9 protein-coding genes, 1 tRNA gene and 2 pseudogenes are annotated in these 17,803 nt (G+C 39.7%); 7 read left to right on the forward strand and 5 right to left on the reverse strand.

The genetic code is table 11. The features are described from left to right. Positions 1–702 precede the first annotated feature (702 nt). The 5 genes from QOL44_RS07065 to QOL44_RS07085 all read left to right on the forward strand — a co-directional run bounded on the left by QOL44_RS07065 (position 703) and on the right by QOL44_RS07085 (position 10,047). Positions 703–1,227: a hypothetical protein gene (locus tag QOL44_RS07065; RefSeq protein WP_009057989.1), complete on the forward strand. Its 525-nt coding sequence runs from the start codon at positions 703–705 to the stop codon at positions 1,225–1,227. 140 nt (positions 1,228–1,367) lie between these two features. Beyond that, positions 1,368–2,447, forward strand: a complete 1,080-nt coding sequence (locus QOL44_RS07070; protein WP_283401166.1) for a hypothetical protein — start codon at positions 1,368–1,370, stop codon at positions 2,445–2,447. Between the two features lie 2,567 nt (positions 2,448–5,014). Then, entirely contained in the window at positions 5,015–5,527 is a 513-nt protein-coding gene (locus QOL44_RS07075; RefSeq protein ID WP_009059693.1) for a hypothetical protein, read from the forward strand. A 35-nt stretch (positions 5,528–5,562) separates the two neighbouring features. Next, positions 5,563–6,777, forward strand: a complete 1,215-nt coding sequence (locus QOL44_RS07080; protein WP_045086577.1) for a hypothetical protein — start codon at positions 5,563–5,565, stop codon at positions 6,775–6,777. An 843-nt stretch (positions 6,778–7,620) separates the two neighbouring features. Beyond that, positions 7,621–10,047: a TonB-dependent receptor gene (locus tag QOL44_RS07085; RefSeq protein WP_009061463.1), complete on the forward strand. Its 2,427-nt coding sequence runs from the start codon at positions 7,621–7,623 to the stop codon at positions 10,045–10,047. Between the two features lie 164 nt (positions 10,048–10,211). Here QOL44_RS07085 and QOL44_RS07090 read toward each other — a convergent pair. Beyond that, a tRNA-Ala gene (locus tag QOL44_RS07090) sits at positions 10,212–10,287 on the reverse strand. Positions 10,288–11,534: 1,247 nt separating this feature from the next. On the opposite strand from QOL44_RS07090, the gene QOL44_RS07095 reads away from it, so the two are divergent. Continuing rightward, a complete protein-coding gene (locus QOL44_RS07095; RefSeq protein WP_045086574.1) occupies positions 11,535–11,918 on the forward strand; it encodes a hypothetical protein in 384 nt (127 codons plus the stop codon). 149 nt (positions 11,919–12,067) lie between these two features. Beyond that, positions 12,068–13,348: pseudogene (locus tag QOL44_RS07100) on the forward strand (DEAD/DEAH box helicase); the annotation flags it as partial. 148 nt (positions 13,349–13,496) lie between these two features. Here QOL44_RS07100 and QOL44_RS11310 read toward each other — a convergent pair. From QOL44_RS11310 to ppsA, 4 genes and pseudogenes are all read right to left on the reverse strand, one after another. Beyond that, positions 13,497–13,622 (reverse strand): annotated as a pseudogene (locus QOL44_RS11310) (trehalase-like domain-containing protein); the annotation flags it as partial. A 5-nt stretch (positions 13,623–13,627) separates the two neighbouring features. Beyond that, positions 13,628–14,239 (reverse strand): NAD(P)H:quinone oxidoreductase, encoded by a 612-nt coding sequence (gene wrbA, locus QOL44_RS07105; RefSeq protein ID WP_045086573.1) that lies wholly within the window; start codon positions 14,237–14,239, stop codon positions 13,628–13,630. Positions 14,240–14,556: 317 nt separating this feature from the next. After that, complete coding sequence (locus tag QOL44_RS07110; RefSeq protein WP_009059711.1) at positions 14,557–15,342, reverse strand: hypothetical protein; 786 nt, start codon at positions 15,340–15,342, stop codon at positions 14,557–14,559. Positions 15,343–15,358: 16 nt separating this feature from the next. Further along, a complete protein-coding gene (gene ppsA, locus QOL44_RS07115) occupies positions 15,359–17,800 on the reverse strand; it encodes a phosphoenolpyruvate synthase (RefSeq protein ID WP_009059712.1) in 2,442 nt (813 codons plus the stop codon). Between the last annotated feature and the right edge of the window lie 3 nt (positions 17,801–17,803).

Genomic DNA, 17,803 nt, shown 5'->3' on the forward strand with positions numbered 1-17,803 from the left:
TTTGCCTGAGTCCGTTTTGCGGGCGCTTCCCCTTCCCGTCCTCTTTTGCTGCTTTCTGTTTACATTCTGACCGATCAGTGCGCCAAACTTCTTCGGAGAATTTATGTTTGCCACGCTTATTTGCATGGCAATATCAATTAACTATTCATTACTCCTCTTTATTTGTAATCACATATTATTTAGTGCGTGGGTCTCTATCCATGAAACTAGCAAGTCCCTTGAGGTTGCTGTATAAAGACTGTGACTCTAGGAATAGGTAGTCAATTGTTTTCCATAGGACTGTGGCCTGAATTGATGGGGATGCTAATCGAGCTCTCTACTACATTCCGGTCACCACCCCTACTCTTCCTTGCTCGGTCTCCTTAGTTATTGCGTTTTGCCACAAGGCGGATAGGAGCCTCTCTTCCGCTTAAACGATCGTTTGTGAAATGATAAATCGTATATTCTCCTTCTTAAGATTGAGGAGGTGATGGAAGGAGGGGTTCAAGAAAACAATCAATCTCCTATTAAAATATTATGAAACAAATAAATTGGCTTTGGAAAAAAGAAATACTTGTCCTTTTCTTATTTTTTCTTTGTACAGCGAGGCTCTTTGGAGCTCAAGATTATCTTTTAAGCTTAATCGGGGAAAAGACAATCAACTTCTCGGAGATAAAGAGGCTTATGACCTGGATAACACACTCTAATTTGAATGGTATCATAATGGATATATCTGAAGATAAAAAGAACTTTAGGTCTCAACATGATTCTTCCAAAGCCAAATACTCGCCAAGTTCCAAGGAGAAATCTGGTTCCGACTACAAAATGCACTACAATAAAGATATTTATGTCTATACTTGTCCGAGCACTGAGGAAAAGGCTATTAAAAAAATTGTAGCAATCAGAACTCAAGCTTTTCGTTCTCACATCAAAGATGGGATAGGGGCATGGGGGTTTTGGGGGTACTTGTGGCAGCTGCAATCTGCAACAATTGTAATCACAATAATTTTCGATGAGAACAAAGTGGCATGTAGCCCAGAGGAGTTTATAAAAGGTTTTGGTCTCCAAAATCAGCGCTTGAAAAGTAACGGTTCTTTAGAGCTGCCAAAGCAAGGAAGTAACAATCGAATTTCTGTCAGGTGCACATTCAACTCTAATAATCTGAATGAGCTGCAGTTCTCCGCTAACAAAAATTATTCGGATGCTATCCACAAGTTAGATGACATAGAACTTTTAGAAGGTTTATAAGAAAATATGAAAATACATTAGCAGTTCTTTGTGGTGAAAAACATGATCGTGATCATTATAAATCATTGCTCCAGGCTCTTCCACAACTGGATCAGCATCATTTTGTGTTATCTTTGGAATTACCTAGGGATTATAACCCAATGATTAAGCGTTTTATGCAGAAAGCCTCCCATATCTATGAAATGTATGATGATGGCAAGATGCAGTTTGAAGAGGCCGAAAAGAAAGTAGATAAGCTAGAAGAAAAATTAATAAATTCAATGATAAAAAAAACTCCAGGTGTTCTTTACCTACAAGTTGACAAGAAGAATTTTTATTTAAGAAGGGAAGAGAAAACCAGAGAATGGGTGGCTGAAAATAGACTCACTGAAAAAGAACATAATCGAAAAGATCATAAGCTAGATTTGGGTCATATGACCGATGTAATCAAAGAGGTTGTAAGGCATAATGTTCTGAACCGTGGCAATTTGGAAGTTTATGCGGTGGACATTAGCACAAGAGAAATGAAAGAGCAGGAAAGAAAAGGAAATTTATATGTAAGTATAAAGGTACCCGAAGCATGCCAGCAGTTGGTTGAGGATTACCTAAAGAAAGCAGGAAAAAGTGCCAGGCTAGGGAAAACCCCAACCGAAGGTCTAAAACAGCGCATAACAGACGCCTTCCAGAAAGCGGGGCTTAGTCCAGATGATAAATTTTTTGAGGATTTCTTTGATAGATTAAACAATGTTGCAAAAAGGCAGCAAAAAGACAAGGACCTGAAGGTTAAATTCGAACCTATGGATGAATTTTTTGGCGTAGCACAAGACATAACACGAGCATTTGTAGATTATAGGGATCAAAGAATGGCAGGCAACATAGAGAAAAAGGAGGATAGTAGGTATGGACTTTGCAACATCAAAAGAATAGCTCAGTCTAGAAATTTTTATTATCCAGGTCCAAGATTGATCCATTGGGGAGGAGCTTACCATTTGGGAGAAATAAAAAGAGAAACCAATCTTTCAAAAGAACTAAAGAAAGTGGGTTTTCCCTATGTTGTTACTGCTGATGCGTATACTGGCGAATTAAGAAATTATCCGACGGATTTTGTATTTGAAAGTCATAAAGGCTTACTCAAAGCAGTGGATGATGGCATAAAAATGCAGCTGAAATCCCAAGGATTCCCAGTTCATCCCCATGTGTATCCTACAAAAGCCCAAGACCGTGAAAGAGGTGGAAGATAGTAAAAGAGAGAAAGGAATAGACCGCCTCTCATATAATTCAAGTAACGCAGAGACAGTCTAATTTATCAGGCAGAGGAAGCATAGCTTCTCTATGTATGGAACTAACCCATGTTAGGTGAAACTTTAGTAAGGCATTGGTATCAAGAAGCATTTTTACAATGTGTCACTACGTAGAGGATCTGATAGCTATTTTTTAGGTTTCAAGGTTCCAAGGAGCGATTCTCAAGGTGGAAATAAACAGACATGCCTGTTGGTTCATGTTGCAACCCTTCGGTTATTGGATGCCTTCGACGTCTGCCTCGGTCTCCAACCACTGGACCTGAGCTTGTTCGCTTCCCTAACAAATTAGCCGATTGACCATAAGAACATAAGCCATCGTGCCTAGCGAAAGAACTTGCTGCCTTTTAGCAGATTCTCCCTAATTTTACGGAAACCCCAATTCCTCCTCAAAAACCCTGCTACAAAGCTCAACCATTAGTTGGCTCTAATTCCATCTTCCATTTCCCTGTCGTTTTCTGCAGCACTCTGTGCAAAAGCTTAATAAGCCTTTCCAAGTAGTCAGGAGCTAATAGATCCTCTCGCTAGAAGATTTGCAATCGTTTGACTTTCTTAATCTTTCCTCCTACCTCCAAAGGCGGAAGCTATAAAATACAAAAAGGAGAGCTATGCTTACAATGACCTGCCCGCCTTTTTGAATTGCTGTAGTCACAAACTGAAAGAACTTTTGGATAAGGTGATAAGGCTTGGAGCATTCCCTATATAAGCCCCATTAGGTTGATAGCTCTCTGGAAGGTTTTTTTGGCATAGACCCTAGAAGAAGAGAAAAAAAAAGACTTTTTTTGTTCATTTATTAGGACTTCTAAAACTATTAACAGGAGACCAAAAAGCCATGCAGACTAATTAAAGGAAAATAATGTGGAACTTTCTTGACATAACAAGCAGGCGCCAACGAACGCATACACTTTTAATAGGGGTTGTTCTAGTTGAAAAAACTTTGAAAAAAAAGGCAGAGGAGCCTTGCTTCGAAAGCTAAAACATCATTGAAAACTCTATGCTTTATGAGGTAAAGGACTCCTATGTGATTATTTAAGAACTTCGGACTCTTCTTATTAAGCAATAGAATATTTATCTTTTTGCATTTACGACAGGCGTTCTTCGAGTTTTATGTCTGAAAGAAAGAAGACACAAAAAGGAAATCTAGTTTTATTTTTCATCTGCCAAATCGGGACTCAAAAATTATTATGACTGAATTCCACTTAGCTTTTCTAGCTAAGAAAGAATTCCGCATATTTTCCTTCTGGTCTTTATAAAAGAAAGAAAAGAGCTGCTGAAGTTATAAAGATTCTTCTTAATAGTGCACACTAGGTTTTGACTATTTTTAGCTTTATTTAAATAAGAAAAGAAACATTAGAAGCTTTGGAAAACCCATTAGACGATCACAAAAGACAGCGAGGATTATTGCTACTCCTCATGAATATAAAGTAAAGTGTGTGAAAGTTGTGGTATAATGGTTATGAATACGACTCTGTTTTGTTCCAATTGTAATGACTATCGGTTTGATTGACCGAAGGAAATGGTTATAGCAAAGGCTGAATTTTAAGCCAAAGTGAGTTTACCTCAATTTCCCAATAAGATTATTTTTGGAAATTGTTTGACATGGCACTATTGTTCAAACTTCTAAGGGAATCAGCCTAATTATTCTTAAAAACTATAATGAAAGGGTAAAAACCATTTCTCCTGGAAAGAGTTTTGTTATAATTTTGTGAAAAATGCAAAGGCCTTTGGGTACCAAAAAAACGGATGTAATCTATTTTTCTTTGTGTTGATAACAGCCAATGGAACAATTGCCCTGGATTGTGCAAAGGTTTTAATCCACCCAAGAGTAGAGAAGAAGATCCCAAGAGTTCCTTTCTTAGCATTCATTATGGAGGGTATTTCGCATTTGTCTGCTTACAGTTCTTAAAGGAAAATGGTTCTGCCAAGGTTGCTTAAGCTTTTAAGTAGTCAAGGAAACAGAACTATTTTATCAGTAGCTCCTCTTTATTGTATAATCACATATTATTTAGCGCGTGGGCCTCTATCCATGAAACTAGCAAGTCCCTTAAGGTTGCTGTATAAAGGCTGTGACTCTAGGAATAGGTAGTCAATTGTTTTCCATAGGACTGTGGCCTGAATTGATGGGGATGCTAATCGAGCTCTCTACTACATTCCGGTCACCACCCCTACTCTTCCTTGCTCGGTCTCCTTAGTTATTGCGTTTTGCCACAAGGCGGATAGGAGCCTCTCTTCCGCTTAAACGATCGTTTGTGAAATGATAAATCGTATATTCTCCTTCTTAAGATTGAGGAGGTGATGGAAGGAGGGGTTCAAGAAAACAATCAATCTCCTATTAAAATATTATGAAACAAATAAATTGGCTTTGGAAAAAAGAAATACTTGTCCTTTTCTTATTTTTTCTTTGTACAGCGAGGCTCTTTGGAGCTCAAGATTATCTTTTAAGCTTAATCGGGGAAAAGACAATCAACTTCTCGGAGATAAAGAGGCTTGTCACATGGATAACACACTCTATGAATGGTATCATAATGGACATATCTGAAGATAAAAAGAACTTTAAGTCTCAAGATTATTACAAAAATAAGCACTTACCACATAAGGAGATATACAATATAAAAGATGTTTATGTCTATACTTGTCCGAGTACTAAGGAAAGGGCCATTAGAAAAATTGTAGCAATCAAAAATGAAGAAAGTTTCCGAGATTGTGGTCATCATAACATCTCATTTTTAATGTTTGGGGAGCTGGAGCCAATTAAAGGGCACGAAATGACTACAATCACAATAACTTTTGATGGGAACAAAGTGGCATGTAGCCCAGAGGAGTTTATAAAAGGTTTTGGTCTCCAAAATCAGCACTTGAAAAGTAACGGTTCTTTAGAGCTGCCAAAGCAAGGAAGTAACAATCGAATTTCTGTCAGGTGCACATTCCACTCTAATACCTTGAGTGAACTACAGTTTCACGCTGAGGAAAGATTAGGACGCTTAGAAAAGATTAGGACACTTTTTAGCTTTGCCGAAAGATAAGAAAGATAAATAACACACTCGCTTTTTAAGAAAATATGAAAAATACATTAGCAGTTCTTTGTGGTGAAAAACATAATTGTGATCATTATAAATCATTGCTCCAGGCTCTTCCACAACTGGGTCAGCATCATTTTGTGTTATCTTTGGAATTACCTAGGGATTATAACCCAATGATTAAGCGTTTTATGCAGAAAGCCTCCCATATCTATGAAATGTATAATGATGGCAAGATGCAGTTTGAAGAGGCCGAAAAGAAAGTTGATAAGCTGGAAGAAAAATTAATAAATTCAATGATAAAAAAATCCCCAGATACTCTTTACCTACAAGTTGACAAGAAGAATTTTTATTTAAGAAGGGAAGAGAAAACCAGAGAATGGGTGGCTGAAAATAGACTCACTGAAAAAGAACATAATCGAAAAGATCATAAGCTAGATTTGGGTCATATGACCGATGTAATCAAAGAGGTTGTAAGGCATAATGTTCTGAACCGTGGCAATTTGGAAGTTTATGCGGTGGACATTAGCACAAGAGAAATGAAAGAGCAGGAAAGAAAAGGAAATTTATATGTAAGTATAAAGGTACCCGAAGCATGCCAGCAGTTGGTTGAGGATTACCTAAAGAAAGCAGGAAAAAGTGCCAGGCTAGGGAAAACCCCAACCGAAGGTCTAAAACAGCGCATAACAGACGCCTTCCAGAAAGCGGGGCTTAGTCCAGATGATAAATTTTTTGAGGATTTCTTTGATAGATTAAACAATGTTGCAAAAAGGCAGCAAAAAGACAAGGACCTGAAGGTTAAATTCGAACCTATGGATGAATTTTTTGGCGTAGCACAAGACATAACACGAGCATTTGTAGATTATAGGGATCAAAGAATGGCAGGCAACATAGAGAAAAAGGAGGATAGTAGGTATGGACTTTGCAACATCAAAAGAATAGCTCAGTCTAGAAATTTTTATTATCCAGGTCCAAGATTGATCCATTGGGGAGGAGCTTACCATTTGGGAGAAATAAAAAGAGAAACCAATCTTTCAAAAGAACTAAAGAAAGTGGGTTTTCCCTATGTTGTTACTGCTGATGCGTATACTGGCGAATTAAGAAATTATCCGACGGATTTTGTATTTGAAAGTCATAAAGGCTTACTCAAAGCAGTGGATGATGGCATAAAAATGCAGCTGAAATCCCAAGGATTTCCAGTCTATCACCATGTGTATCCTACAAAAACCCAAGAACGTGAAAGAGAAGGAAGATAGAGTTAGAACGGGAGTGAAAGGAATAGCCTGCCTTTCATATAATTCAAGTAACGCAGAGACAGTCTAATTTATCAGGCAGAGGAAGCATCACTTATTCTTAGTGATGATCCCCTGCAAAACCTCATACCCATCCCGCAAACAAACTGTTTAACGGATTTAGCCATAACGCTTGTTCTTACATTTGTATCTGTGCGATTCCATAAGCTATGTCCCAGCTTTGTGGCGTCAGATCAGATGCTACAGGATCAGATGGCAGCGGTGAACATCGTGCCGAAACTTACTGTTCATCTTGCGAAAACATCTCTTGGAGGTTAGGGAAAAAAACTGTATGAAAAATTCTGTATGTTTTGATAAACATTCAGCCATACTGCTTAGTCTTGTATTTTTGGTAAAAGCCTTGATCAGTTACTGTCCATAAAAGATTTGGCTATCCAAGTAAGTTCTTTCAAGATTAGCTTCATTCCACTACTCTACCACCCTCACATGGCAATCGGCTATAAGAGCTATGGAAAGTTTGTGTCGAAAGTCTTTTCTTGTATTGGTAATAGAAAGGCTGAACGTTTACTTGCATCAAATTCCTTTTGAGTACGAAAGTTATTTCTTGTTTGCGTTACCCTTCCTCTTTGTAAGACCAATCCTAACTTGTTTCTCTAAAACCTGTCTACACGCATAGGAAGAGAAAAATAATTCTTTGATTCTTATGCGACCAGAAAATCCATTTTATGACGGTAGAGTTAATAACTCTCAACAAATAATAATAATCTCGATTCGTGCAAAAAAGAGCTAAAAATTGAACAATAGAGAATTAGAAAGCAATCCCTACTAACCCTATTATTTTTATGCATGAGAAGGTTCTTTTTTTTCTTAAAAGAGAATTATTATTATTCTTCCTTTTTCCTAACCTTAGAGTTTGTTTTTCTGATACAACATTCTTTTCTATCGCCTATTGAGAGCAAAGCTGAACCTTTAAACTCTTATCCTGTATCAAGCCTTCCAGAAGTAACAGTCGAAGCATCCAAAGCAGAATCTATTCTCCAAACCAATCAATCCATCACTTCTGTTTATGGAACACCTTTCAACATTATGGATACCCCAAGAACCGTGACTCCAATAAATAAAACACTAATGCAATCCGCAGGGATCGGTTCTCAAGGATGGCCTGATCCTCTAAGTATCACCATGATCAGCCCAGCAGCCCAGTTTGATGCTTCAGAACTCTACGAAATGTCTTCACCTATTATTCGAGGAAAACCTGGTCTTACCTTTATCAACGGTATAGAGCAAAACGTGAATAACGATGGATTTTTCAACCCTCCATGGAATTTTAATATGGTGGAAAGTTTCGACCTTGTTGAAGGTCCTCCAGGAGCAGTTTTCGGCGCCACTCAGCCATCCAATGGATATATAAATTACATCACAAAACAACCCTATTTCGATAAATTCAGAGGGAACGTTTGGAATACGACCGGAATGTATGAAAACTACATGTGGGGAGCTGATATAGGAGGGCCAATCCAGGAAGGAAAACTTGCTTACAGGGCAAGTTACATGGGGATCGATAATAGGCTCTATTATCAATACGTCCGCAATGAACAACAAAATTTTTATTTCGCACTTGGTTATAGACCCACAGAAAATTATCAAATCGATTTTTATTCGGATTTTGGCATAGCTGATTATACTCCGATTGAATTGCTCCTTAATAGGCCAACTCAATCCCTTATCAACAATGGGCTTTATCTTACTGGATTTTTACCTCCTTCTCAGGTTATTGCTGGAACCGAACACAATCCTCCTGCAAATACCTATTTGAATTCAGAATTTCCAATAAGTCGGAGAGCCACTGTGAAATATCCAGCTGACATTGGCCAAGCTACTGTTGCCATGAGTCAAGTTATTCAAAGAGTGCATGTAAGCGACAATTTAGACATAGTGAATAACAGTTTTTTCTGGTACCAAGACCAAACAGCTATCCGTTTTGAAACTTACGAAGCCAATGTCTTTAAGGGTGATTACGAAATCGACAACCGAACTGAAATTAGAGCCAATTTCAATTCAGATTTCCATCATAGTACAAATACTTTTCTTCTTAAACATTTTATTGATTCAGGTTTCGAATTTCGTTTTCAACGCACTCTTGATTATCAATCCGAGGTCTATCTAGGAAACAGCTGGGATGCTATCACAGAAAACCCACAATTATTCAACTTTCTTTTGTCCAATAACTTCGCTAACTTTGGTCTTTATCCAATACCAGGTGCTCCAGCTGGTGGATTTTTTATTCCTCTCAATGATGAAACCAACCAGACCAAATTTTTTCGTCTTTCCCCCTTCTATCAGCATCAAATGGATCTTAATGAAAAAATCATCCTTTTTATCGGAGCAAGAATGGATAGTTATTTTATCCATTCACAAACACCACCTGGCACCCCAACTTTTTTGTTTCAATCACTCAACACTACGCAACTCAATCCACTCGTCAATGCCGCTATTACTTATAGACCGACTCAGCGCATAAGTCTTTATTTCAATTACAACTGGCAATACACAACCAATGCTTCAGGTGGCGGAGGATACTCTCCTATCTTTCCAGCCACCGCTTTTCATCTGCTGAACCAACTCATAGAAGGTGGGGTTAAATTTAATCTTCTTCACGACAGATTGTATCTTTCCATGTCTGGATTTTCCGAAGACACTTTTTTGGGAAATATTGAATTTCCTTCGACTCCAGCTTCTTTTCAAGGCCTTGAAGCTAATCTAACTTATCAGCCGAACAGACATTTCTGGATAAGAATGGGTTATCTTCTTGAGCAGGGCGTAGAAGATTGGAGCGGTTTTCCTGAAGGACCAGAAATGGCTCAAACATATTCCACCAATTTTGCAAGACTCTACGGTCTTCCCCTCAACAACAATGGGACTTTCTCTCCTGGGAAATACGCTTTGATCGGATGGCCAGATCAGGTTTATAGTGGAATGATAACCTATAAATTTGACTCTGGATTCGGTTTAACCGTTGGAGCTCTTGTTCTTTCCGATCAGTATCTAGGGTATGATTATCGAACCAGAATTCCTTTACAATTTATCTTGAATAGTTCTTTTTTCTATTCTAGCCCTAAATGGGAATCACGGCTTAATGTTTTTAATTTCACCAACCAAAAATATTGGCTCCCTGCAGGGGTGGGAATGTCTCCCACCAGAGAATTGGATTATACATCTATTGTTCCCGGTCTGCCATTCTGGATCCAAGGAACTATCTCATATAAATTTTAAAATCAAGTCCTTTTAAAGAACTTTCGATCAAATGAATCAAAATTGTCGTTAGTTTTTGCATTTTATTGATGAGACCTTCCTCTCTGCTAGGAGGAACATCCTATATCCATCATTATTTCTACTGCTAAAAAGAGAAAAAGATTCAAACAATATTTAAGTCAATATGGTGGAGCCTAGGGGATTAGAACCCCTGACCTCCTCAATGCCATTGAGGCGCTCTACCAACTGTGCTAAGACCCCATATATCCAATCAAATTATATTCTTTAGCAAATTATTCTCAATGTAGAGACACTCTCAATCCGCTAGAGCAGGCGAGCTTCTAGCTAGTAGGCACAGCTTGTGGGCAGTCTTCGTTGGGAATCCGCCGACGAACTGGTGGAGGTTGAAGCCATGCTTCAGCTAGACAACTTTGGCCCCTGTCCAGGCTACTACTGCCTCCCGGCTGCCGGTTATTCATCCCGGTGGCCCTGCAAGCCTCATTTCTGACCTCGCCCATTCCGTCCTTTGGGCTTATGGCGATGGCCACCTTCTGAACAGCAGCAGGGCCTTCCCCGTTCATCCCCAGTAAAGCACCCGATGTGGGTTTGCTCCCTCTTCTGTATCAAATAGTCTACCTCCTTGCCATATTCCCACTGGCTGATCCGCTGGTCATGATCGCACCCGCAGGAGCCGCGACGAACGCTATCCGGATTGTCTGCAAATATGGACTGAATTCCATGATACAGGCAGAAGTCCACGACTTTACGGATGCCTTGATGGCGCAGGTCGAGATGCCTGCGTTTATAACGCAGTATGCACTTCGCTCTGGCTCGTCCGAGCTTGCGCAATCGCCGGCTGCCCTTCCTGCATCGGGACCGCTTTTTCTGGATTTTGCAAAGTTGCTTGCTGGACAACCGCTTGATGGTGCGCTAGCCTTGCCCGGAAACGACCAGGCTACCCCCCCATTGTTGGAGACTGCGGCAGTCTGGTGGATCCGACCAAGGTTCCCCAGCGCATGCCTTTCCGTGGTCCCTTGCGAGTCCGAAGCGAGTGCCGATTCAACCAGGGCTAGGTGCCATTCGTTGGGCAGATCATTCCAGAGGATCAGGCAAGCGGATTTGCGCAAAAGCCAAGCGGGACGCGATAATATTAGAAACGACCCTCCTCGTCCCATAGAGAGAACGCTCCGCTTTTCCTCCATTCCCATTGCTTAGACCGGCTGCATCAGAGGGGAAATAGCGCTTGCCCTTATATGGATAGCGGATGGCCGCTGCAGCCTACGTGGTAGCTTTGTGGTATTCTCTATCTCCAGGTCATGGTGCATTCGTCTGGTAAGCCTCGAGATGCATGTCATGACAGACCATCCAGACCTTGGCCGCATCCATCTGGCCTTTTCGGATGATGGGAGCCTATCTTCTGGAGATACGCTTTAGGGATAGGAGGCGGATCCGTTCCATAGGTGTTATCTTCGCGCTATGACTGATCCATTGCAAACTGGAAAAACGCAATGGCCGCACTATCAGCTCGCCTATCCCTTCGTATGGATACTAAAATACTAACGCAGAATCCACTCAGGCGAGGTGGGGGTAGCCTGCAAGGCTCTGATCGCCAAATGCTGGCGGTAGCACGGCTTCCGGCTGCCAGCTTTGGAAAAGGACGTCGACCATGGGCATCGCTTCGTATCGGCCCCGCCTCGTTGAGCGACTTCAGCGATCGTGGGACTCCTCAAGAGTTACACGTTCTGCGTGGCTCTCGAAAAAGGTTTCCGAAGCTCAAAAACATTGGGTATCGCCGGGAACATCTAAGGACGCAATCCTATTATGTGGGAACAGCTGGGACCGTATCAGCGGAAGTCACCCGCCGATTCATTGCGGAACGTCAAGGCAAATAGCTCTAATTCTTGAGTGCGGCGCTCTCATCTCAATCCACTAATGGGGATGGGTATTCCCGCGCCGGTTTTACATCAAACGAAGAAGATAAGAAACTCTTAACATCGCTTATGCTATATTGAACTTAACCAAATTGAACTAACCAAAACAGATGAACGAACTTGTAAAGGAAGCCCATATTGGAATAAAACGGGCCAGGCTACTCGAAAAACTTGGGATAGTATCTAAAAAAACCCTTCTTCTTTATTTGCCTTTTCGGTATGAGAACCGCAGCGAGCAAAAATCTTTATTTGAGGTGGCTGAAAATGAAACTCTACTGTTTAAAGGAACAATCACGGTTGTTCAAAAAGGACAACTTAAGGCCAGAGCAACTGTTAAGATCAACCTTCTTTCTTTCAGCAATCAGAGGGAACAACTGGTTTGTATCTGGTTTTGGAAAACCTTACCACACTACCTTTCAGTGGGCCAAAAACTTGCTGTCTATGGAACAGTGCGGCTATACAAAGGAAAATGGACGATGTGGCAGCCGGAAGTCGAGCCGTTCGAAGAAGAAAAGGAGCTTTCCTCTTCCCTTAATTTATTCCGAATTGTCCCCATCTATTCAACGACTTCGGGACTCTCTCAAAAAGTTTTTCGGCAAATCATGCATGCACAACTCCAGAAAATTAATCTTGAGTCTACTGACCCTTATCCATTGCCTGAGAACCTTAAGCTTCCCACTCTTGCCTTTGCCATTAAAAAAGTGCATTTCCCAGACTTTTTTTCTCAAATTCAACAGTGCAGGGATCGGATCGCCTATCATGAATTTTTCGTTGAGCAGCTTCGCATGGCCTACAGAAAATTAACTAGATCAAAAATCAAAATCCAAAGGCCCACTAAACGACTTTCTCTTTGCTCGACTTTTTTTGCTTCTCTTCCTTTCGTTCCAACTTCAGCTCAGAAAAAAGCAATCGCAGAAATCGATCACGATCTGGAAGCTTCCACCCCCATGAATAGGCTACTTATGGGTGATGTGGGATCGGGCAAAACTCTCGTGGCTGTATACGCTGCCATAAAAACAGTTGAAAGAGGCCAAGACGTTTTATTTATGTCACCTACAAGCACTCTGGCTAGTCAGCACTATTTGACCTTAAAAAATTGGCTAACCTCTTTGCACATTCCCATTTTCTATGTAGGCAAAGAATCAAAGCAAAATGGAGAATTAGCATCTACAAACCAGAGCCCCTATCCTCTTTTCAAAGGAGAGTCTTCTTCGACTGCTCTTCCAGGTAAAGTGTTCGTTGGGACTCATGCACTACTCTTTCGCTCTTTCGATCCACAATCCCTGGGTTTAATCATCATCGATGAGCAGCATAAATTTGGAGTTGCACAGCGCAGCAGCCTTGCCAAAAAAGGGGTCTATCCTGACATATTGACGATGACAGCAACTCCTATCCCCAGAACACTGGCCTTATCCCTCTATGGTGATTTAGACTTTTCTATTCTCGATGCCCTTCCTTCCAACCGTGGAAAGATTGTAACCAAAACTCGCTCTTCAGATGCCCTTCCAAAAATATGGGAATTCATCAAGGATCAGCTACGGCAAAGACGCTTGGGGAATCAAAATAAGGAATGCACAACCAATCAATCGACCCATCCATGGCCACTAAGGCCACAGTGTGCATATCTCCAATGATGGGGTGATTTTCAATTGGCTGATAAGCCATACGAATTATCTAACCAGTTTTGCCGCAATGGAAGCAACATGTTTTCCTTGGAATTTAGCTCCAGCCAATTCAATCTCGCTAGGCATTCTTTCTCCAGCACCTCCAGCTATGGTTGAAGCTCCATAAGGAGAACAGCCAGCAACTTCATCCACTGCCATTAGTCCAGTAAAAGAATAAGGTAGTCCTACGATGACCATTCCCAAATGCAGCAAAGTAACCATGAAGGTTAACAATGTTGTCTCTTGGCCACCATGTTGAGTATTGGAACTACAAAAGACGCTTCCCACTTTTCCGATAAGCTTACCTGACAACCAAAGTTTTCCAGCTGCATTCAAAAATTGCCTCATCTGACCGCACATATTACCAAATCTTGTAGGAGTTCCAAAAATGATAGCATCGGCTTCACCAAGCTCTTCAATAGAACATATAGGTACACGCGCAAAGGCTTTTTGAGGCTCTATAGCACCCATCTTATGTAGCACGGCTTCTGGTAAGGTTTCAGGGACACGTCGCAATTCTACATGAGCTCCAGCTACCGATCTCGCTCCTTGAGCTACCGCTTCGGCCATTTTATAAATATGACCATACATCGAATAAAAAAAGACATAGATTTTCATAACGGATTCTTTTTGTCCTATCTGAAGATCGCCTCACAAACTATCAAAAGACTACTATCTCAATCCATATGCTTATTGCATAGGTTATACAAGTAAAAAGGATCGAGCAGAAAAGAAGAAATACGACAAGAAAAATTCTTCTTATCGTATTTCAAAAGCTTTGTTCCTCTTTTAAGAAAGAAAAAAAATAGAAAAGAATCCTAAGGAAGCGGTCAGAATTTCTCTTTTAGTCTTCCATTACTCAAGCTTTTTCTTTTTTCTTAACAGGCAGGTAAGAAGGTATTTTTATAGTATTAATCCAGATACCATACATTGTTTTAGAACATGAATCCTATATTGGCTGTAAGTAGGGGTTCATAAACTTGATTCAGATTAAAAGAATTAATACCAGCCTTAGAATTATGGTATCCATTGAGATTCTGATCAAAGAGCCAGAATAACGTGGCACCGGTAAACCAATGCTTGTCTATTAAATAATTAAACCCTAATACTGGAGAATACCAACTTCCCCACACAGAGCCCAAATAGGCATTACTGCTTTCTAAACTCAAGACCACACCACCTCCTGCCATTCCGATGTAAGGAACAAATTTTCCAGTAACATATCCCACAATGGCAGATAGGCCTAAGAAGCCTCCTATTGCAGAATTATTATCCATTTTTTGTAATCCTTGGACATAGGACAAGCTCTGATTGCCTAAAAAAGCACCGACAAATGCAATACCGAATGTTAAATGTTTCCACCGAGAAGGATCATACCACAGCACTCCAACTTCAACTGCTGGAACATAGGAGTAGTTTTTTGCAAAATCTGTTGTCATTCCATTTAAAGTTGAAGATCCAGAATAGGGAAAAGCAGGTCCAAAACCACCAAGAACGAAGAGATGATAAGGTTTAGGCTTGCTGATTTCATTATTTTCTAAGAGTTGCTTCCTATGCTCTAAATAGGTTTTTGATTGATCTCCTTCGCTCTGATCATCTGATAGGCTATCACTTGTATTAGCAAGAAGAGTTGCATTATTTAATATTATAATACATACAAACAATATAATATATATGAATTTCATATACATCTGTTTATATAACCTCATTATAGTTTTCATATACCTCCTATTTATTTTATTTATTTATATTAGTTTCTATTTCTGAAGCTTTTAAGAGTGTAGAGTATATAGAATTAGGATTAACAGATATACTATCTATACCTTCTTTTATAAGAAATTCTAAAAAATCCTTATAATTGCTTGGTGCTTCCCCACATATCCCAATTTTTCTTTTGTTCTTTTTGGCTATTTGAATCATGGAAGCGATTAATCTTTTAACAGCTTCATTCCGTTCGTCATAAAGGGAAGCAATAATTTCAGAATCTCTATCCACACCAAGAACCAACTGAGTCAGATCATTGGAACCAATCGAAAAGCCATCAAATATTTCACAGAATTCTTCAGCTAAAATGACGTTGCTTGGTATTTCACACATCATGAATATCTCCAAGCCGTTTTCACCTCTTCTTAGCCCATTTTTTTCTAACTCCTCTATGACTCTTTTGCCTTCTGTTACAGTTCTAACCATTGGAATCATTATCTTAATATTCAAAAGACCAAAGGTTTCCCTGGCTTTCTTAAGGGCCAGACATTCCAAAGCAAATCCTTGTTGATAGCGAGGGTGGTAATAGCGAGAGGCTCCTCGAAAACCAAGCATTGGATTTCTTTCAATGGGTTCAAAGTCTGTGCCACCTAACAAATTGGAATATTCATTGGATTTGAAATCACTAAGCCTAACAATGACATCCTTTGGGAAAAAGGCCGCAGCGATTAATCCGATACCTTCGGCTAGTTTATCGACAAAGTAGTCAGTTTTCTGTGGATAATTTTCTGTTAGTTGCCGAATTTTCATTTTTTCAGGTCCTTCCCTGAGCCGATCAAAGTGCACCAAGGCCATGGGATGAACCTTGACATAATTTGTAAGGATAAATTCTTGGCGAGCTAGACCCACTCCATCATTAGGAAGAAAAGAAAAATCAAAGGCTTTATGAGGATTACCCACATTCATCATAATCTTTGTTCTTGGACGAGGGATTTCCATGAGATTGATCTTTTCAATCGTATACGGAATATCCCCTTCGTAGACTTTCCCAATTTCCCCTTCTGCGCAGCTAACCGTTACAAACGATCCGTTTTGAAGCAGCTTGGTGGCATTTTCTGTTCCAACGACTGCTGGTACACCAAGTTCCCTACTAACAATAGCTGCATGACAGGTTCTGCCTCCCCTATCTGTTACAATTGCTGCCGCTTTCTTTATTACTGGTTCCCAATCAGGATCAGTTTTTTCTATGACCAGCACCTCCCCTGGTTGAAATTGATCCATTTGTTGTAGGTCTTGGATGATTCGAACTTTTCCTTGCGCTATTTTTTCCCCAACCGCTTTCCCTTCGACAAGAACCTTGCCTTTGGTTTTTAATTGATAGACCTGAATAGTTTTTTTATTTTGTCCTCGATGGATTGTTTCGGGTCTTGCTTGAAGAATAAAAAGCTCACCACTGATACCATCCTTTGCCCATTCAATATCCATGGGCGTACTGCGTTCATTCTTGCGAGTATAATGTTCTTCTATAATACATGCCCATCTACTAAGAGTTAATATTTCAGAGTCTGATAATACATACTTGTTTCTATCTTCAATTGGGACAGGTACATTTTTAACATAAGTACCCTTCATTAATCGTTCGCCATCGATGTCGTAGACCAGTTTGATATCCTTACTCCCCAATTTTTTCTGAATAATTGGCTTATAGCCTTTCATTAAAGTAGATTTAAAAACACAGTATTCATCAGGGGTGACTACACCTTGGACAATATTTTCACCTAATCCATAAGAAGCATTAATGAGGATGACTTTTTTAAAGCCCGATTCAGGATCAAGAGTAAACATGACACCAGAACAGGCAAGATCGGAACGAACCATTCTTTGAACCCCAACGGACATGGATATATTAATGTGTTCATATCCCATCTCTTTTCTATATATTATGGCTCGTTCCGTATAGAGCGATGCGTAGCATAGTTTGATAGCATTTAAAAGATTTGCTTTACCTTTAATGTTGAGATAGGTATCTTGTTGGCCAGCAAAACTTGCTAGTGGAAGATCTTCTACATTCGCACTAGATCTGACAGCCACATCAACATCTTCTATACGCGAATCTTTAGATAGATAATTATAGGCGCTAATTATAGCCTTTTTATATTTATAGGGAAATTTAGAATTAATAATAATATTTCTAATATATTTACTAGCTTCTTTAACATTATTTATGTCAGAATAGTTTATATCTTGTAATTTATGATCTATGATATCTCTAATATTATTATAGCTTATAAATTGTTCATAAGCCCATGATGTTATAGCAAAACCGTTTGGTATCTTTATTCCAAATGGTGATAATTCTTTCATCATCTCTCCAAGCGAAGCATTTTTACCCCCTACTTCAGCAATATTTTCTAATGTTATTTGATTATACCATAAAATATAATCTATAGTATTATATACAGATTTATAATTCATATT

It is taken from the genome of Candidatus Methylacidiphilum fumarolicum, assembly GCF_949774925.1.
Classification (GTDB): Bacteria; Verrucomicrobiota; Verrucomicrobiia; order Methylacidiphilales; family Methylacidiphilaceae; genus Methylacidiphilum; species Methylacidiphilum fumarolicum.